This is a genomic window from Tenacibaculum gallaicum, from assembly GCF_003387615.1.
Taxonomy (GTDB): Bacteria; Bacteroidota; Bacteroidia; order Flavobacteriales; family Flavobacteriaceae; genus Polaribacter; species Polaribacter gallaicus.
In genome coordinates this window covers 151,139-171,067 of record NZ_QUNS01000002.1, presented here as the reverse complement: position 1 = coordinate 171,067, position 19,929 = coordinate 151,139, and the positions used below count along the sequence as shown (strand labels likewise).

The following is a 19,929-nucleotide window of genomic DNA, read 5'->3' as shown; positions in this document are numbered from 1 at the left end:
CCCGAAAATTAAGACAATTTACGAATGGAACAAATAACTCCCTATAAACCTAAACACAAAGTACGAATTGTAACTGCAGCTTCTTTATTTGATGGACACGATGCTGCCATCAATATTATGCGCCGAATTATTCAATCTACAGGGGTTGAAGTAATTCACTTAGGACATGATAGAAGTGTTGAAGAAGTGGTTAACTGTGCTATTCAAGAAGATGCAAATGCCATTGCAATGACTTCGTATCAAGGTGGGCATAATGAGTACTTTAAGTACATGTACGATTTATTGCAAGAAAAAGGAGCTGGACATATTAAAATATTCGGCGGCGGCGGCGGAGTAATTCTTCCTGAGGAAATCAAAGAATTGATGGACTACGGAATTACTCGTATTTACTCTCCTGATGATGGTCGTGAATTAGGATTACAAGGAATGATTAACGATTTAGTTCAACAATCAGACTTTGCTATCGGAGATTCACTAAACGGTGAGGTAAATAAATTAGCAGATAAAGAAGTGGGGAGTATTGCTCGCGTAATTTCTGCTGCGGAAAACTTCCCAGAAGTTGCCAAAGAGGCTTTAGATGCTATTCACGAAAAAAATAAAAATTCTAAAACTCCGGTTTTAGGAATTACGGGTACGGGTGGTGCTGGTAAATCGAGTTTAGTAGATGAATTAGTTCGTCGTTTTTTAATTGATTTCCCAGAAAAAACTATCGGATTAATCTCAGTTGACCCATCAAAAAGAAAAACAGGTGGAGCTTTGTTAGGTGACCGTATTCGTATGAATGCCATTAACAATGAGCGTGTGTATATGCGCTCGTTGGCAACTCGTCAATCAAACTTGGCTTTATCTAAATATGTGAACGAAGCGGTTGAAGTTTTAAAAGCTGCAGAATTTGATTTAATTATTTTAGAAACTTCAGGTATTGGACAATCTGATACGGAGATTATCGAGCATTCTGATACTTCTTTGTATGTAATGACTCCTGAATTTGGAGCTGCTACGCAGTTAGAAAAAATCGACATGTTAGATTTCGCTGACTTGGTAGCCATCAACAAATTTGATAAAAGAGGTGCTTTAGATGCCTTACGCGACGTAAAAAAACAATACATGCGTAACAACAATCTATGGGATATTCATATGGATGACATGCCTGTTTTTGGAACTATTGCATCTCAATTTAACGATCCAGGAATGAACTCGCTATACAAAGCGATTATGGATAAGTTAGTTGAAAAGGCAGGAGCTGATTTACAATCTACTTTTGAAATCACGAAAGAAATGTCTGAAAAGATATTTGTAATTCCTCCTAGTAGAACACGTTATTTATCTGAAATTTCAGAAAACAACCGCGCATACGATAAAAAAGTTGATGAGCAAGAAAAAGTAGCTCAGAAATTATATGGAATTTATAAAACTATTGAAAGTGTTTCTGAAACAGAAATAACTCTTGATAAATCAGGAATAGAAGATAATTCTGTTAATATTACAGAAGAAAATAAAGGTTTCCTTAAACTTTTAGTTGCTGAATTTGACCGAGTAAAAATGGACTTAGATCCTTATAACTGGGAAATCATTTTAAACTGGCAAGAGAAAGTAAAAAAGTACAAAGACCCTATTTACTCGTTTAAAGTACGTGATAAGGAAATTAAAATAGAAACACATACAGAGTCGCTTTCTCACACACAAATTCCAAAAGTAGCCTTACCAAAATACCAAGCTTGGGGTGATTTATTACGCTGGAATTTACAAGAAAATGTACCAGGAGAGTTCCCATATGCTTCAGGATTATATCCTTTTAAACGTACGGGAGAAGATCCAACACGTATGTTTGCTGGTGAAGGTGGACCTGAGCGTACCAATCGTCGTTTCCACTATGTGAGTTTGGGTATGCCTGCAAAGCGTTTATCTACTGCTTTTGATTCGGTTACTTTATATGGTAACGACCCAGGACACAGACCTGATATTTATGGTAAAATTGGAAATGCTGGGGTATCTATTTGTTGTTTAGACGATGCTAAAAAATTATATTCTGGATTTGATTTAAGTCATGCAATGACTTCGGTTTCTATGACTATCAACGGTCCTGCTCCGATGTTATTAGGATTCTTTATGAATGCAGCAATCGACCAGAATTGTGAAAAATACATCAAAGAGCATAAACTAGAGAAAAAGGTTGAAGCAAAGCTTAAAGAATTATATGACGATAAAGGGATAGAACGTCCTAAATATAATGGTGATTTACCAGAAGGTAATGACGGATTAGGGTTACTACTTTTAGGTATTACAGGTGATCAAATTTTACCTTCGGATGTATATGCTGAAATTAAAGCAAACACCTTGGCACAAGTGCGTGGTACGGTTCAAGCAGATATTTTAAAAGAAGACCAAGCACAAAATACTTGTATTTTCTCTACGGAATTCGCCTTACGTTTAATGGGTGATGTTCAAGAATATTTTATTGAGAAAAATGTTCGTAATTTCTACTCAGTATCTATTTCAGGGTATCATATTGCTGAAGCGGGTGCGAATCCAATTACGCAATTAGCCTTAACGTTGGCTAACGGATTTACCTATGTAGAATATTATTTATCTAGAGGAATGGATATTAATAAGTTTGGACCAAACTTATCGTTCTTCTTCTCAAATGGTATTGATCCTGAATATGCAGTAATTGGTCGTGTAGCTCGTAAAATTTGGGCGAAAGCTTTAAAACACAAATACGGTGCGAACCCAAGAGCGCAAATGTTAAAATACCATATTCAAACTTCTGGACGTTCTTTACACGCACAGGAAATTGATTTTAATGATATTCGTACAACGCTGCAGGCTTTATATGCAATTTATGACAACTGTAACTCGTTACATACAAATGCCTATGACGAAGCGATTACAACACCTACAGAAGAATCGGTACGTCGCGCCATGGCAATTCAGTTAATCATCAATAAAGAATTAGGATTGGCTAAAAATGAAAATCCAATTCAAGGTTCATTTATCATTGAAGAATTGACTGACTTAGTTGAGGAAGCTGTGTTAACTGAGTTCGATAGAATTACGGAACGTGGTGGTGTTTTAGGAGCAATGGAAACGATGTACCAACGTTCTAAAATTCAAGAAGAGAGTTTATACTACGAAACCTTAAAACATACAGGTGAATTCCCAATTATTGGAGTAAACACCTTCTTAAGTTCTAAAGGTTCTCCAACGGTTACTCCGCAAGAAGTTATTCGTGCAACAGAAGAGGAAAAACAATTCCAAATCAAAACGAAAGAGAATCTGAACAAAGCTCATGAAGATAAAATAGAACAACTTTTATCTGAAATGCAATCGGCTGCTATTAACAATCAAAATCTTTTTGAAAAATTAATGGATGCTACTAAAGTTTGTTCGTTAGGTCAAATTACTTCTGCTTTATTTGAAGTTGGTGGTCAATACAGGCGAAACATGTAAAAGGCAATGCCTTTAAATAAATATTTAAAGCCTCACTTAAATTTAAGTGAGGCTTTTTATACTTTTAAATGTCTTCTTTATTAAAGAGTTTCTATTCCTTAAACTCTTGTTTTTAAGACAAGAAAACGTTAAATAAAAAAATTGCACGCAACCTTTCGCTTTCTATAGCATCTAGTCAATAATTTGATACAACTCCATTAATTCTATGAAAAAAATCTTTTTAATAACGACTCTTTTCTCTTTACTATTTGCTTGTAGTAGTGAATCCAAAATTGATTTACCAGAAAACCCAGAACCTCCTTTAGATAACTTAGAAGTATACACCTTACCAGTAGTCGTACACATAATACATGATGGAGAGAATATAGGCGGAGGTTTTAACCTAGCAACCGAACGTATTAAAGAACAAATTCAATCTCTAAATCACGATTTTAGAAAAGTAGCGGGTACTTTAGGAGAAAACAACTCCCCGCTTAGTGGTGATTCTTTTATTCAATTTAAACTTGCTGAAATAGGCCCTAACGGAAACCCAACTAACGGAATTAACCGTATTAATTATTACGACAACACTCCCATAAGAGGTGATAAAGACAGATTTGATTGGCTTCCTGAGTTTGAATACTGGAACCCTAATAAGTATATCAATATTTGGGTTTATGGCGGATACGCTCCTAATACATTTGCTGGTACAGCTTCTTTTCCTACCACTAACTTACCTGGAATAGAAGATGAGTTAAAAACCATAGGTGATGGTATTTTAATTAATGTTCATCACTTTGGAAAATCTGATGTTACTGGAGGTATTAATCTTGGTAAAACGTTAACTCACGAAATGGGGCATTTTTTAGGCTTATTACATATTTGGGGTGCTGCTCTTGAAGGAAAACCTTGTTATGACTATGACGATTTTATTGAAGATACTCCACCTGTAAGTAGTTCTATTAACGGTTGCGACGGAGCTATTCCAAAAGCCTGTGACGGACAACCTGCTCCTGTAAACAATTATATGAACCTTACTGACGATAGATGTATGAATGTATTTACCAAAGGACAAATTAAACGAATGAGATATGTGCTTGAACATGCAGAAAGGAGAAAAACTTTAACTACTTCTAATGTAATAAATAGGTAACTTATTACTTATAGAGCAGTTTAGTTTTCAAAATACATTCAGAAAATTTTATAAAACTATTTTGTTTTCAACACTTATTTCAGAACCTTCTAGTAAAAATACAGAGCTAGGTTTTTGATTCTGTAAAAAAGAAAAGTGCTCTCCATAAGTAGCAGAAAAATCAACATCTATTTTATAATCTATCACTGGATAATACTTCCAAGTTGGATGCTTCACTTCATACTCAGTTGTTCCATTTTTATCCTTAGCATATCCCCAATAATGCTCTGCTATGAATTCAATTTCAGTATAGGGTTTAATTGGGGCTGATTTAGATTTACTTTCAACTGAAACCGAATTTCTCTTTTTGTTTATGTTCCATTGATACGATACTTTCAACTTATCACTTTTCTCTATCCAACTATGTTTCATAGGTAATGTTTGATAGTTTTCTTTATAAATAGTATTCGCCACAAAGGTTATAGCTGGTTTTGGTACTATTTCTTTTATAAAAACCACGCCTCTCTTTTCTTTTCTTTTTACATAAAACCGAAGATTGACTTCTTCAAAATTTGTATGAAAAGGTACTTTTACACCTAACAACTTTGTGTTTAAAAACATAAACCCTACAACACTTATGTAACATTTGTTTTCATAAAAATCTAATTCAGTTCCTTTAGGTATATAATCTTTTAGTACTTCTGGATTAACCTCATAATTTATCATAACCAATTTTCGCCATTCTGCTTTTAAAAAACTCATATAATTTCATTTTTAATTAAACCATATATTCCAAGTTACTGCACTTATATATACCCAAAAACATGTAAAAAAAACGTGAATAGTTGTTTCAAGTTTTTTACCTCTCCACAATTCTGGAGAATACACGAATAACTGTATAAATAATCTAATAGACCAAAAAACTGCAAAACCAAGTATAATTTTTCTTCCCAGATTTGTCTCTATCAATTCCCTACTTTCTAACACTAAAATACTTCCCATTAAAAACACTGTTAGTGCAATAAAAAAAGTATGAACCATCATCATTTGTTTATTCATTAAACTAAGATCCTTTAACTCATCTTTCCAATTAAAATATTTAGGAAAAACAACATGTATTAAAGCCAAAAGCATTAACAAATATCCTATAATCTTTAAATGAACTTCCATAGTAATTTTTATTTTTTATTATTTTTTTCAAGAACAAAAACCGACATAAACGGTGTGAATTTTATCTCTTCTTCTAGTTTGAGGTTAGCTTTGCCAAATACACTCATCCAAGTTTTTCTTGAAAAGAAATGCATGAACCCTACTGTAAAAGCTAAAAAGTTAGGTAAATCTCTCAAATGCTCTACGACCAAAACTTTTCCTCCTTTTTTTAAAACCCTAGAACATTCATTAAAAAAAAGTTCTTTCTCCTCATTAGACCTCACTTCATGAGCTGCAGAGAGTAAAAACAAAATGTCAACAGATGAATCTTTTAATGGAATTTTACTTGTACTAATCAATTTAGTGGCTTGGTATACCCTACTCACTTTTCTTGCTCTTTTTATGGCCTGTTCAGTATGCCTTGTTTGATTGTAAAAGTCGAAAACCTGCAAATTTGATGATTGAAACTTGTTTTTTAGAATGAAACTAGTCTCATCAAAACCTGCGTTAATATTCACAAGGTTATTATTACCTTTTAAGTTAATATTATCTACCCATTTAAAATCATAGTATTTCGAAAAATCATATACATAAACAGAGACTAGCAAGGGAGCTAACAATCCGTATATAATAATTACAACTAAAAACCACTTTAGGTAATCATTGTAGCTAAATAAATAGTGTCCCAAAACAACCGCTAATAAAGCTATTAAGCCAATGTAATAAAAGTGCCTATTGAAACTAAGTATATTTAATACTCCTTGAAACTTTCTTCTTCTTATTTCCATAATTCAATTTTCCCTTTTTTCCAGCAGTATGGAACGTTTTTAATAATAAATGAGTTAGCAACTCTCACATTTTTTAATCCAAGGTCTTTTATAAATGAAAAATTATAATCGACAATTTCAATAGGCTTTGGTTTCCAATTATTTCTTACTCCTTCAATTATTAATACTTCTTCTTTAGGCTTATTATATGCAAAAGTAAATGGTAAAGGCCCCGCAAAGCGCCTTGCTTCTTTCCAATCAGAAAAAGGCGAAAACTTTGGTAATGACACATCACTTGCTTGATTCTTAAACACTATTTTAAAATCTGACTTTTTTGAACTAATACTTATTTTACTACCTAGTTTAGTCTGCTCAATATCAGAAGTTGTGTAGTTATAATGAGTAAATAAATTTCCGGCTATCTCCATTCTTTTACTATTCGTTTCCGATTTTAAAATATACAGTCCTCTTAATTTTCTTCCTTTTGAATTGGTATATCTCACAAAAATGCGATAGCCAATTAAAAAGAAGTCATTCCCTAAAACTTTCGGAAATCCTTTTGGTCTCAAATTTTTAGTTTGTACCATAGCTACTGCTAAAAAAGCCCACTGATTATTAAAAGTATCTAAGTCCAAACATTCAGGAATAAAGCCTTCTAAATGTTCCTTTGGTATTGCAAAAGTTGTAACAATTGAAGTTTCAAAAAATGCTTCAACAGCAAATGGATGATTTTTTAGTATCTCTTTCATGCTACAGTATTTTTAGGATTTAACTTAAATTCATTTATATAAACTATAAATACAAACAAAGCAGCAAAAACTATATTAAGCTTACCCCAGAGTAATATGTCTGAAGTAATCATAAACTCAATTACATTCATTATTAAAACAATTACGATCTGTGTTATTGCATTTAACTTTGACTTATAGTTTGATAGGATCCACACAACCATTGCTATTTCTAAGACTCCTATTACAAGGGTTAATTCTCTTGAATAATTATTACTTATAATTTTTCCTACTATTTCTTGATGCCTTGGAACTAGATTAAAAACTTTACAAAAGAGTCCATTAATCAACCAAACACTAGCGATTAAAAAAGTAAATAGTATATGAATATATTTTTTACACATATTAAATTTTCAGAAATTTTTGAAAGTTTGTATTCAAATTTTTTTACTTTTTTATCATTTTGGTAAAGTTTGATAACAACCAATGCTCATCAGCTTTAATAGCATTTTCTAAAATACCGTTTACCGTTTTGGTTACAGATGATAAATCATTCATCACTTTTTTAAAGGCTTCCGTTTCTTCAGAATTTTCTTTAACATCTTCTTGCAATTCTTCCAGTACTTTTAATACAGGCTCAATCTCTCTTTTTTTTCGCTCTTTTGTTACCTGCTTGAACAATTCCCAAATATCTTTATCAGCTACAAAAAACTCTTTTCGTTCTCCAACTACAAATTCTTTGTTTACAATCCCCCAATCAATCAAAGCACGAACATTCATATTTACATTACCTCTAGAAATTTTTAAGATTTCCATAATTTCATCGGCAGAAAGCGGCTTTGTTGAAACTAACAATAACGCATGTACTTGCGCCATCGTTTTGTTTATTCCCCAACTAGTAGCTAAACTTCCCCAAGTATGAATGTATTTTAATTTTGCGTCTTCTAATTTCATACAGCAAATATATAATAAATTATTAAACTTTCAGTAATTATTGAAAATAAAATATTTTAATTTTTCCTTTAATCTCTTGTAATAATTTTACTTTTCAGAATACATATTAAGAAAACCAAATTTTGAGTAACGATTTTTATATAACATCAATTCTACCACATGCGGGTATAATTATTAAAATATGCAGAGCATATACAGACTCTCAAGAAGATTTTGAAGACTTTTATCAAGAGGCTTGTTTACAGATATGGAAAAGTAGAAATGCCTTTCAGAACAAGTCTAAATGGTCTACTTGGATTTACCGAATTACGCTAAACGTATGTTTAACCTTAGCTAAAAGGAACTCTAAAAAAGAATACACATTAGAGAAAACTCCCAATTTATCGGAAGATAATAAAGCTTTTCAAAACGAAGATTTAAACTTGTTATATGATGCTATTAAAAAATTATCTGAAGTCGACAGAGCGATAATTTTACTGCATTTAGAAGAAAATCCTTACAAAGAAATTGCTGCAATTATTGGAACTAGTGCTAACAATATTGCAGTACGTATTAACAGAATTAAAAAACAATTAAAATTATTATTAGATGGAAAAATCAATTGAAAAAAGATGGAATGAAGCTTTTCTTGACGAACAATCATTAATAGCTCCAAAAATTAACGATATATACAACCAGAAGTCTAAATCAGTCATTAACAAGATTAGAAGAACCTACGAGTTTGACAATAAAGGGTTACTTCCTATGGCAGGAATTGTAGTTATTGGAGGTATACTTTTATCTGAAACTATTATTGCGGCTTACGGCGCTTTTTTAATCTTAAGTTTGTACTTCTTTAATACAAGATTGTTAAAAAGATTTAAGACCATAGATGTTAAATCTGACAACCTAACGTATTTAAAAAATTATAGAAGTGTAATTAACTCGGTATCTAAAGCCACAAAAAAGTTATTTATTTTTGCTATTCCTCTAGCCATTGTATCAATTTTCGCATTGGCCTATGGAGTAAAAGAACAAAGCTTTTTATCGAACTATATTTCTAGCGAAACTTCCTTCTTAGGCATCTTAGTGATTGGACTTATGGTGGCTATGGCTACTGCAATGATTGGTTATTTTGTATATACCATTTCAACCAAAGTTTTATATCACAGTCTTATTTCTAAGCTCGACAATATCATTAAAGAAATGGAAGAGTTAAAAAGCTCTTAATCAACTGTAAACCAGAGTTGTTATTAATAACTCTGGTTTATTTTTTTGTTCTTGTTCGTTTACGAAGTTTAAAAATTCTATCATCGTAATAGGCTTTCAATTCCTCTACAAATGACATAGGGTTTTTGTATGTTGCTAAAACTTTATACGTATAACTCCCTAATAAGTCATTCAATACTTTTTCTAATCGCTCAACCTCTTTTATTAAATAAGTAGTGCTTTTAGTTGTTTGCTCAATTAACGAAATGTCTTTATTAAAGCTTATCGTTGTATTACCACTAAAAATATGCGCATGAAAAGCTTCTAACTCCTCTAAGCTTCCTTTTTGATATATTTCAATAAGTTTTGTGGTAGTTTCAGTTGCTTTTAGTTGCTCATTTTCTTGCATCGAAAATTTATCAGGATGCACATACAACATAGCTTCCTTATACAATCTTTTCTTCTCTTTTTGATTTACTTTTTCTTGTGTTGCTGTTTCTTTTGAAATATAAACAACATCAGTAACTTCCTTGTAGTTTTTACCTTTTCGCTTTTGTGCTAATCGCTTTTCTTTCTTAGCTTTCTTTTGTTGCTTGTATAAAATAGTCAGTTCTCTTTCCTCTATCAATAAATCGGAAATGACATTTCGTAGCGACTGCTCAAAAGGAAACAATTTATTTTCAATTATTCCAATTTCAGTCTCTAATTCTTTAATTCTCTCTTCTAATTTTGAGAATGTTTCTGCAGGAAAGTTTTCTTCACTCATTTCCTAATCAATTACCTCTTCCTTTGTAAAATAGTTAATCCTACTCGTATTTTTTCATACGGAACTTGTTCTCCTAAAAATTCAAAATACGGTTTTAATGCAGTTTCATTTTTCAATACTTTTTTAGCGTTTGCTACTAACGCTAAGGTATCTGCTTCAATAAAATCATCTAAACTCACATCTTTCCCTTCTAAATACAGTTTAGATAAATGAGAAAAAATAGTGGTAGGTTTTAATCCGCGATTTTCAGCAATCTCTTCAACCGTAAAACCTTCTTTATATAATTTAAAAGTTTCTAAAGTAGTATCTTTTTTAGTTCTTTTCTTCTCGCTTAAGAATGTTTTAATCTCTTCCATAAATTCAGCTCCATATACCTCCAACTTTCGTTGCCCTACTCCACTAATTGCTAAAAACTCTTCGTCAGATTGTGGTCTTTCATTTTCTATCTCTTTAAGTGTGGCATCATTAAAAACTAAATATGCTGCAATATCTTCTTCTTGAGCAATACGATAACGTAGCTTTCGTAAACGTTCAAATAACGTATCCTTAACTGCTTTTTTCTTTTTCTCTTTTGTTGCTGTTTTTACTTCTTTTTTAAACTCTACAGGAGTTGTTAATTGTACTTTTTCGCCTTCAAAAAGCACTTTATTTGAGAACTCCGTTAGTTGTAAACTGTTGTTTAAATGAAAAGCTATTTGACAATACCCTTGATTGGTTAACTGAACTAAATAATGCTGCCAATCTCTCCATGAAATATCATCTCCTACTCCATACGTTTTTAACGTTTGATAATTCTTATCTAACACAGCCGCATTTTTTGCCCCTCTTAGTACATCAATCACCATACCCATTGCCTCTTTTCCTTGTAATCGGTAAATCGCTGATAATCCTTTCTGAGCGATAACAGTCCCATCAAAAAATTTGGGGGGATTCTTACAGACATCGCAGTTTCCGCAATTTTCTTCTATCAATTCTCCAAAATAACTCAAAAGTATTTTTCTTCGACAAACAGTGGCTTCAGCAAATTGCTTCATCCTTTCTAATTTTGCCTCCTGTACTTCTTTATTTCCTGTATTTTCTATAAATTGACGTAGTTGAATAACATCTGCATAACTGTGAAATAATAATGCATTCGCTGGCAATCCGTCTCTTCCAGAACGTCCAATTTCTTGATAATATCCTTCGATATTTTTTGGCATATTGTAATGAATTACCCATCGAACATTCGATTTATCGATTCCCATCCCAAAAGCAATGGTAGCACAAATTACCTCACAATCATCTTTTATAAACGCTTCTTGTGTTTTGGCTCTTTCTTCAAAAGGTAAGCCAGCATGGTAAGCTTTAGCATCAACATTATTTTGTTGTAGCTTTTTTGCTAATTGCTCAGTAGCTTTTCTACTCAAGCAATAAATAATTCCTGCTTCATTTGGTCTTCTCTGAATAAATTTGATAATTTGCTGTACTCTATCATTTGCAGGACGTACCTCTAAAGCAATATTCTCTCTATTAAAAGAACTTATAAATTGTGCTGCATTTGGAACAGATAATTGCTCTAAAATATCCTGCTGAGTTGCTTTATCTGCTGTAGCTGTTAATGCTACTATTGGAGTTTCTGGTAACGATTTTTTAAGAAATGCTAATTGTTTATACGAAGGACGAAAATCGTGTCCCCATGCAGAAATACAATGTGCCTCATCAACAGCTATACAACTTATATAAGATTGATTTAATACATTTTGAAGTAATGACAAACTTTCTGGTGCTACATATAATAACTTTATACTCTTGGATGCTATAGCCTCAAATACTTGTTGCTGTTCTTCCGTTGATTGGCTACTATTGAAAAAAGTTGCAGGAATTCCGTTGGCCTTTAAACTATCCACTTGGTCTTTCATCAAGGCTATTAAAGGAGAAATTACTAAAGTGACACCTTCAAAAAATAATGCTGGTAATTGATAACAAATAGACTTCCCTCCTCCTGTTGGCATAATAACCAACGTATCTTTTTTTGCCAATATATTTTCGATAATAGCTTGTTGCTCTAAACGGAAGCTATCGTATCCAAAATTTATCTTTAATTTTTCTAACAATTCTTGTTCTTTAATCTGCATCATTTGGCAAAAATAGGAATAAAAAAAGCGTCAAAACTATACTCAACCACAGACTACCTACTTAAAAAAAACACAATAAAACATTAGAAACAAGTAGTTTATTTATTTTTTTTATATTGTGAAAATAAAAACAGGTTACATGAATACAAAAATACTCTTACTTATTACATCTCTCGTTTTTTGTTTTTCTATTAATTCACAAACAAAAAAACTAACAATCAATGTTGTAAACAATAAAAGCAAACCTATACCTGGAGCTATTATTCTTTTTGATAATGTGAGACAAAAAAGCTGGACAAACTCTAAAGGAATTTTCAAAATAAAAATATCTGAAGCCCCTAAAGAAATAAGTGCTTTCTCTCCTAAAGTAGGAATAAAAAAGGTTAAGTATAATAATGAAAAGGAAATTACAATAACTATAGATGAAGGAAATGACTTAACTCTAGTAGGAAATACAAATGTAAAAAACATAGGTACTTCTCAATATAGAAATATTTACGATTATTTAAGAGGTAAAGTTCCTGGTGTCCTTGTTGGTACTGGTAATACAATTTTAATAAGGGGCTACAATACAGTTAACGGAAACTCTACTCCTTTATTTGTAATAAATAATAACGCTGTTGACCAGTCTGTTTTTTCAGACATTGTACCTTCAAATATAGTATCAATAAGAATTCTCAAGGGACCTGAAGCAGCAAAGTATGGATCTAGAGGTGCCCATGGAGTTATTGAAGTTATTAGACATTAAACTAATTACTCATTACCTACTGTAAATTATTAAACAAAACCTGAGTAAAAACTCAGGTTTTGTTTTGACACTCTTGCATTAGTTTAAACCTTGTAACAACACCTCAACTGCTTTCTTTAATTGGTCATCTTCTCCTCTGTCTTTCCAACCTGGGGCATTTTTAACCAAGTAATCTGGTACAGCAGGTGCTTCGTTTTCCATATTCTTTCCTGATTTTTTTACATACCACGCTCTAAATGGCATGCGAATCATTCCATTTTGTAAGCGTTTACCTCCCGTAGAAATTACCGCTCCAAATGTTGGTTGTCCAACTAGTTTCCCTAATCCTAAATTCTTAAAAGCGTGAGAGAAAATTTCGGCATTTGAATAACTATTCTCATTACATAAAGCTACCATTGGTTTTGTATTTACCGATAAAATAGCTCTTTCATTAAATGGATAATTACCTTTAAACTTTTGATTATTCTTTAAGCTTTTTGCTGCTCCTCTTGGAACTGTGTATGCATGTTGATCTACATTTAATACAGCCATTAATCGGTCGGTAGTCCAACCACCACCATTATAACGTACATCAATTACAATTCCTTTCTTACCATAACCGCTTGCTTTTAACTCACGTTCAAAACGTTCAAAACTTGGCATGTTCATTCCTTGAATATGAATATACCCTAATTGACCGTTAGAGTATTCATCTACCAATTTCTTTCTAGAATCTATCCATTCTTCATATTGTAATCTCCTTAATGATCTTTCTGGACGTAACACCACATCTTTATCGTTTTCTAAACTCAGTAAAATTTCTTTTGATTGTGTGTTCTTTAGTAAACTGTAAAAATTCGTATTCTTTTTAATTTCTTGTCCGCTAACAGCAGTAATAATATCTCCTACTTTTAACTTACTTGTAGATTTATCTGCAACTGAGTTTGGTAACACATAAGCCACCTTTGCTCCTTTGTTAGTGTTCTCTACTTCTAATCCTAATACCCCAACTTTATCACTTGTATTTCTTGGCGCACTTCCACGGTATCCCATGTGACTTGCATTTAACTGCCCTAATAATAAGTTAAACATATAGGTGTAATCTTGTTGCGTTGTTGCTGACAACACCCATGGCTTATATTTTTTTACCAAGTCATTCCAATTATACCCATGAAATTCTGGATCGTAAAAACCAGCGGTTAATGCTCGTATACCTTCTTCAAAAACTTGCTTATACTCATCTGCTCTATTGGTAGTATAAGTTGCACTGTGAGGCAATCTTGTTACTTTATCTGATTTTGTATTTAACTCAGCTAATTTCCCTCTTGAAGTAAAATAAACTTTATCTTTAGTTGAAGTAAAGTTTCTAGCATTAGCAACTCCTTTTACCAGTTTTGGCTTGCTACCATCCCATTTTACTTTATAAGTACTTCTTTTTTCTGTTGCAGGATTGGTTGCTGAAAAATAAATAAAATCACTATCTGCACTAAATACTGGACTATACTCATCATCTTGTAAGGAAGTAACTTGTACTAAACGATCGTAAATTTTATCTTCATCTATTTTTACGACTACTTTTTTCTTCTTTTCCTTTCCTTTTTTTGCATCTTTATTTTTTGAAGGTTCTTCTTTTTTCTCAGGATAATAAGCTCCTTCTTCGTGGTCTAGCTTTGATTTTTCCCAATCAGATTTTTCTAACCAAACCATCCAAACATCGTAATTTATCCCACTTCTGTTTGATAAAAATGCTAACTTTTTTCCGTCAGCACTCCAAACTGGATTACGATCACTTCTTGGGTGCATAGATACATTCATTTTGATTGATGGTTTTTCTATTGATTGAATAAAAATTTCACTATCAAAATTTAAATCTTCTTGAGAATAGGCTATGTATTTACTATCTGGACTCCATGAAACTCCCTCTGCTGCTGCCCAAGAATTAGAATACTCCTTCGAGTTCGTGATTTTACCTTTTTTAATATCAGCAATCTTCAAAATTCCTCTTCCTTCTTGATATGCTATCTTTTTTCCGTCTGGAGAAACTAATGAATGCTCAACATCTTCTTTATTATTTGTTAGCTGAGAAACTTTTGTTTTTAAACTACGATGCAAACCAACTAATGTATCTGTAGAAATTGCACTATACAATTGATAAACCCCATCTCTATCAGAAGAAAAAACAACAGTTTTATCATCTAACCATTGTGGATTTATATCTCTATATGGATGTTTACTTACATTATTTGAAAGCTTCTTCTCTTTGTTATTTTCCTTCACAAAGATTTCACCGTTAATTTCTAGTGCTATATTTTTTCCATTAGGTGAAACTGCATAATTGCTAATATTTCCAGTAACTGTTTTAGTTTCTTCTTCTTCAAAACGATTATCTGAAACAATATCTAAATTAATTGTTTGAGCTTTTCCATTTTCTAATTTAAAAACGTCAACACCACTGGTGTAAACAATCGTTCCATTATTACTTACCGAAAATGTTTGAACACCATCTTTAGTTTGTCTCGTTAATTGAGTAGCTGTACCATTAGCAGTTCCGTTTGCTGAAATTCCTTGTTTGTAAATATTATAACGCCCGCTTTTTGCTCCGATATAATACAAGTTACCCGCTTCATCCCAAACTGGAGAGTAGTCGTTTTTGTTACTTGTAGTTATTTGATGGTATTTATTTGTTTCTGTATTGTAAATCCAAATATCACGTTGTGCCGAACCTGAATAATCTTCACGAGCAATACGACACGCTCCTTTTGTAAAAGCTATTAATTTCCCATTAGGAGATACAGAAGCCATTTCTCCATATGCAGTTAATAAACGACGCGGAGTTTCGCCTTCTTCATTTACCACATACATTTGTTTATCCCACTCTGGACCTCTTAATACACGACCTGTAGTAAATACAACATCTCCTTCTTTTGTCCAATCCGTAGGTGTATTGGTTGTTGGATAGTACGTTAGCTGTTTAGGAACCCCTCCTTTTACTGAGGTTACAAATACATTATCGTTCCCTTTTCTATTTGATGAAAATGCAATTTCAGTTCCTGTTTCATTCCAAACCGGATTACTCTCATACCCCTTGTGAATAGTTAATCTTTTTGTTTGCTGATTGTTAAAGTTATATAGCCATATATCGCCATAATAACTAAATGCCATTTGAGAAGCATCAGGGCTTATCACAGGCTTGCGAACCAACGTGTGTTGCGCAAATAAAAAATTACTTGCTAACAAAGCCACCCCTAAGAATATCTTTTTAGTCATGTTATTTGATTTTAAATGACCAAATTAGCTCTTTACGACTAAAACTCTAATAAAATTAGGAATATATTAACAGTTCTTAACTGTTTTCACGAAATTACCAATCCCTTCAATTCCTTTTTTTTCTAATTCTTTAATAAAAGCTGACCCTATAATAGCTCCATTCATGCACTCGCAAGCTGTTGTAAAAGTTTTGTTATCTGAAATACCAAAACCTACAATCAGCTTACTTTGCAAGTTCATAGCTTGAATTCTTTTAAAGTAATTTATTTGTGCTGATGAAACTTCTCCTTTTGCTCCCGTAATAGACGCCGAAGCAACGACATAAATAAAAGCATTGGTTAAAGAGTCTATCTTGCGGATACGTTCTTCAGACGTATGTGGTGTGATTAAAAACACGTTTGTAATTCCATATTTTTCAAATAACTGTTGATAGTGATTTTCGTATTCAACCATTGGTAAATCTGGAATAATCACTGTATCTATACCACAATCCTTTACTTTTTGACAGAATTTATCTTCTCCATATTTAATAATCTGATTCAAGTACCCCATTAATACTAAAGGAGTTGTATTTGATTCTTTAATCAATATTAATTGTTGAAAAACCACATCGAGATTCATACCATTTTTTAGTGCAACATCGCTACTATGTTGAATCGTTGGTCCGTCAGCTAACGGATCGGAATACGGTAATCCTACTTCTATAAAATCTATTCCACTACTACTTAACTCAGCAATAACTTTTGTTGTATCTTCTAATTTTGGAAAACCTGCTGTAAAGAAAATAGATAATAAGTCATTCTCTTTTTTATTGAATATATGTTGAATTGAGTTCATTTTTTTATTGTTTTGTCAGTTCGAATAATTTTTGACTTTAGGAGAAAATTTTATCGAGAACTTGTTTCATCTCGATACAAATTTGTTCTTTCCTCTCAAATTCACTCGATGTGACCTTCTTTTTACCTTACTTTAACCATTATAGCTATTAGCTTAAATGTTTTATATACGTTTCTAAATCTTTATCACCTCTTCCTGATAAATTCACTACAATTACTTGGTCTTTTTGTAAATCCATTTTTGGTAATACTGCCAAGGCATGCGCGCTTTCTAACGCAGGAATAATCCCCTCTATTTTTGTCAATTCATAGGCAGCATTTAAGGCTTCATTATCTGTAGCATTCATAAACGTTGCTCGTTTGGTTTCGTGTAAATAGGCGTGTAATGGTCCCACCCCTGGATAATCCAATCCTGCAGAAATAGAATACGGTTCTACAATTTGTCCGTACTCATCTTGCATTAAAATTGTTTTACTTCCGTGAATCACACCTACTTCTCCTAATTGTGAAGTAGCAGCACTTTCTCCTGAGTTAACTCCAAGTCCTGCTGCTTCTACAGCTATCAACTCCACTTCTTCATCTTCTAAATAATGATAAAAAGCACCCGCAGCATTACTTCCACCACCTACACAGGCTATAATGGTATCAGGATTTTCTTTTCCCGTTTGCTCTTTTAACTGTATTTTCATTTCTTCTGAAATCACTGCCTGTAAACGAGCTACCATATCTGGATATGGATGCGGCCCTACTACAGAACCAATTAAGTAATAGGTATCTGGATGTTGAATCCAATAACGAATTGCTTCATTTGTAGCATCTTTTAGCGTTTTACTTCCACTAGTTGCTGGTACTACTTTAGCTCCTAACATTTTCATACGGGCTACATTCGGCGCTTGACGTTGGATATCAATTTCTCCCATAAAAACAACACACTCTAATCCCATTAAAGCACAAACTGTTGCGGTAGCAACACCGTGCTGCCCTGCACCTGTTTCTGCAAGAATTTTAGTCTTTCCTAAATGTTTTGCTATTAAAATTTGACCAATTGTATTATTTACTTTGTGTGCTCCTGTATGATTTAAATCTTCGCGTTTTAAATAAATAGTTGCTCCATATTTCTCTGACAATCTCTTTGCTAAATACAGTGGGCTTGGACGCCCAACATAGTGTTTTAATAAATCTTTGTATTCCGTTTGAAACTCTTCAGACTCTATAATTTGTATATAGTTGTCTTCTAATTCTTTTACGTTTGGGTATAACAATTCTGGAATAAACGCTCCTCCAAATTGTCCGTAATAACCGTTATTGTCTGGTTGAAATTTCATCTTCTCGCTGTATATTATTTAGCCTTAGAGAGATTTCTCATTTCTTTCGAAATGACACTTAACTCTTTTTGACTAATATTTTTTTAAACTTTTTAATTTTCTCTACTGATTTTATTCCTGGTTTTGTTTCAAATTTGCTGTTTACATCAATGGCATAACAATATTGAGATTCTTCTCTTTTGAAAAAAGATTGTAATTCGTCTATTTCTTCTAAACCTATGCCTCCGCTTAAAAAGAAAGGTTTGGTTGAGTTGTAGTTTTGTAAAGCTTGCCAATTAAATGTTACTCCATTTCCTCCACGCTCTTTTCCTTTGGTATCAAACAAAAAGTAATCTACCACCTCTTCGTAAGGCGTTAAGACCTCAAAATTAAATTCGTCTTTTACTCCAAATACTTTGATAACTTCTACTTTTGGTAAATGCTTTTTAATTTTTTGGATGTATTCGACAGTTTCATCTCCATGCAACTGAATAGCTTCTAGTTGATATTCTTCAATCAAAGAAATCACAATCTCTAGATACTCATTTACAAAAACACCTGTTTTTTTGATTCCCTTTGGCAATTCTGGAATGATGCCTTCAAAATTCCTTGGTGACTTTTCATAGAAAATAAACCCTAAATAATCAGGTTGTAATTCAGTTATTTGCTGAATATTCTCTATAAACTTCATTCCACAAACTTTTAGTTTCATTTTATATGGTATTGAGAAGTGAGAAATGAGAAACTAACTCAATACTCAAATCTAAATTCTTACTCCTATCTTATTTGTTCAATAAACTCTTTACAAGCCTCACCTGGGTTTTCAGTTTTCATAAAATTCTCTCCAATTAAAAAACCATGAAAACCGTGTTCTTTTAATCCTGTTATTATTCTTGGATCTGAAATTCCACTTTCCGAAACTTTTACAACTGTATCTGGGATTTGACTTGCTAAATTTATGGAGTGTTCTAAATCAACTTCAAACGTTTTTAAATTTCGATTGTTAATTCCTATGATTTTATTATCCAACTCTCCGATTTTATCTAAATCTTCCTGCGTATGGATTTCATACAAAACTTCTAACCCTAAATCGGTTGCTAATTGTCCGTAATTTTTTAACTCTTGTGCTGTTAAACAAGTAGCTATTAACAACACCACATCAGCACCAATTGCTTTTGCTTCTACAATTTGAAATCCATCAACAATAAAATCTTTTCTCAAAATAGGCTTTTGTTGATTTATCACTCTTGCCTCCATCAAATCTGCCATGGTTCCTCCAAAAAAAGAAGTATCGGTTAGGATAGATTGGGCAGCTACGTTTGCATCTAAATATCCGTTGGTTACTTCTCCAACTGTTGATTTGTCATTAATAATTCCTTTAGAAGGTGATTGACGTTTAAACTCTGCTATAACTCCTGTTGAGTAAGGTGCTAACAACGATTTTTTTAACGAAATTGGCTGTCTTTTGAAGTTTGGACTCTCTACCAGTTTCTTAACTGCTACCTCAGCTTTTATTTTTGCTACTTCCTGTTTTTTAAAGGCTATTATTTTATCTAGTATTGTCATTT

18 protein-coding genes are annotated in these 19,929 nt (G+C 32.5%); 5 read left to right on the top strand and 13 right to left on the bottom strand.

The window, feature by feature from the left end; translation table 11 throughout:
- Positions 1-24: 24 nt before the first annotated feature.
- Positions 25-3,450, top strand: coding sequence for a methylmalonyl-CoA mutase family protein (locus C7448_RS05100; RefSeq protein ID WP_115900293.1), 3,426 nt, complete (start codon positions 25-27; stop codon positions 3,448-3,450).
- 205 nt (positions 3,451-3,655) lie between these two features.
- A complete protein-coding gene (locus C7448_RS05095; RefSeq protein ID WP_115900292.1) occupies positions 3,656-4,582 on the top strand; it encodes a M43 family zinc metalloprotease in 927 nt (308 codons plus the stop codon).
- A gap of 48 nt (positions 4,583-4,630) precedes the next feature.
- Here C7448_RS05095 and C7448_RS05090 read toward each other — a convergent pair whose 3' ends face one another.
- Genes C7448_RS05090 through C7448_RS05065 form a run of 6 tightly spaced genes read right to left on the bottom strand, consistent with a single transcriptional unit; the run spans position 4,631 to position 8,159 of the window.
- Entirely contained in the window at positions 4,631-5,323 is a 693-nt protein-coding gene (locus C7448_RS05090; RefSeq protein ID WP_115900291.1) for a YqjF family protein, read from the bottom strand.
- A 12-nt stretch (positions 5,324-5,335) separates the two neighbouring features.
- Complete coding sequence (locus C7448_RS05085) at positions 5,336-5,731, bottom strand: hypothetical protein (protein WP_115900290.1); 396 nt, start codon at positions 5,729-5,731, stop codon at positions 5,336-5,338.
- A gap of 8 nt (positions 5,732-5,739) precedes the next feature.
- Positions 5,740-6,498, bottom strand: coding sequence for a methyltransferase domain-containing protein (locus C7448_RS05080; RefSeq protein ID WP_115900289.1), 759 nt, complete (start codon positions 6,496-6,498; stop codon positions 5,740-5,742).
- Positions 6,489-7,226: a DUF2071 domain-containing protein gene (locus C7448_RS05075; RefSeq protein ID WP_115900288.1), complete on the bottom strand. Its 738-nt coding sequence runs from the start codon at positions 7,224-7,226 to the stop codon at positions 6,489-6,491. Before C7448_RS05075 ends, C7448_RS05080 begins: the two co-directional genes overlap by 10 nt.
- Entirely contained in the window at positions 7,223-7,609 is a 387-nt protein-coding gene (locus C7448_RS05070; RefSeq protein ID WP_115900287.1) for a DoxX-like family protein, read from the bottom strand. Before C7448_RS05070 ends, C7448_RS05075 begins: the two co-directional genes overlap by 4 nt.
- 43 nt (positions 7,610-7,652) lie before the next feature.
- Positions 7,653-8,159: a GbsR/MarR family transcriptional regulator gene (locus tag C7448_RS05065; protein WP_115900286.1), complete on the bottom strand. Its 507-nt coding sequence runs from the start codon at positions 8,157-8,159 to the stop codon at positions 7,653-7,655.
- Positions 8,160-8,281: 122 nt separating this feature from the next.
- Between C7448_RS05065 and C7448_RS05060 the strand changes: the two genes are divergently transcribed.
- Positions 8,282-8,764, top strand: coding sequence for an RNA polymerase sigma factor (locus C7448_RS05060; protein WP_115900285.1), 483 nt, complete (start codon positions 8,282-8,284; stop codon positions 8,762-8,764).
- Positions 8,748-9,368, top strand: coding sequence for a hypothetical protein (locus C7448_RS05055; RefSeq protein ID WP_115900284.1), 621 nt, complete (start codon positions 8,748-8,750; stop codon positions 9,366-9,368). The genes C7448_RS05060 and C7448_RS05055 overlap by 17 nt, the downstream gene beginning before the upstream one ends.
- A 37-nt stretch (positions 9,369-9,405) precedes the next feature.
- Here the strand turns inward: C7448_RS05055 and C7448_RS05050 are convergent, their stop codons facing one another.
- Both C7448_RS05050 and recQ read right to left on the bottom strand, forming a co-directional pair.
- Positions 9,406-10,113, bottom strand: coding sequence for a hypothetical protein (locus tag C7448_RS05050; RefSeq protein WP_115900283.1), 708 nt, complete (start codon positions 10,111-10,113; stop codon positions 9,406-9,408).
- 11 nt (positions 10,114-10,124) lie between these two features.
- On the bottom strand, positions 10,125-12,230 hold the full coding sequence (recQ, locus tag C7448_RS05045) for a DNA helicase RecQ (RefSeq protein ID WP_115900282.1): 2,106 nt from the start codon (positions 12,228-12,230) through the stop codon (positions 10,125-10,127).
- A 136-nt stretch (positions 12,231-12,366) separates the two neighbouring features.
- On the opposite strand from recQ, the gene C7448_RS05040 reads away from it, so the two are divergent.
- On the top strand, positions 12,367-12,975 hold the full coding sequence (locus C7448_RS05040) for a TonB-dependent receptor plug domain-containing protein (protein ID WP_115900281.1): 609 nt from the start codon (positions 12,367-12,369) through the stop codon (positions 12,973-12,975).
- 78 nt (positions 12,976-13,053) lie between these two features.
- Here C7448_RS05040 and C7448_RS05035 read toward each other — a convergent pair whose 3' ends face one another.
- The 5 genes from C7448_RS05035 to trpC form a co-directional block, all read right to left on the bottom strand.
- Complete coding sequence (locus tag C7448_RS05035; protein WP_115900280.1) at positions 13,054-16,221, bottom strand: S41 family peptidase; 3,168 nt, start codon at positions 16,219-16,221, stop codon at positions 13,054-13,056.
- Positions 16,222-16,287: 66 nt separating this feature from the next.
- Positions 16,288-17,058, bottom strand: coding sequence for a tryptophan synthase subunit alpha (gene trpA / locus C7448_RS05030; RefSeq protein ID WP_115900279.1), 771 nt, complete (start codon positions 17,056-17,058; stop codon positions 16,288-16,290).
- A 148-nt stretch (positions 17,059-17,206) separates the two neighbouring features.
- Positions 17,207-18,382 carry a tryptophan synthase subunit beta gene (gene trpB, locus C7448_RS05025; protein ID WP_115900278.1) on the bottom strand — a complete coding sequence of 392 codons (1,176 nt, stop codon included), beginning with the start codon at positions 18,380-18,382 and terminating at the stop codon, positions 17,207-17,209.
- 58 nt (positions 18,383-18,440) lie between these two features.
- Positions 18,441-19,073, bottom strand: coding sequence for a phosphoribosylanthranilate isomerase (locus C7448_RS05020; RefSeq protein ID WP_115900277.1), 633 nt, complete (start codon positions 19,071-19,073; stop codon positions 18,441-18,443).
- A 65-nt stretch (positions 19,074-19,138) separates the two neighbouring features.
- A complete protein-coding gene (trpC, locus tag C7448_RS05015) occupies positions 19,139-19,927 on the bottom strand; it encodes an indole-3-glycerol phosphate synthase TrpC (RefSeq protein WP_115900276.1) in 789 nt (262 codons plus the stop codon).
- Between the last annotated feature and the right edge of the window lie 2 nt (positions 19,928-19,929).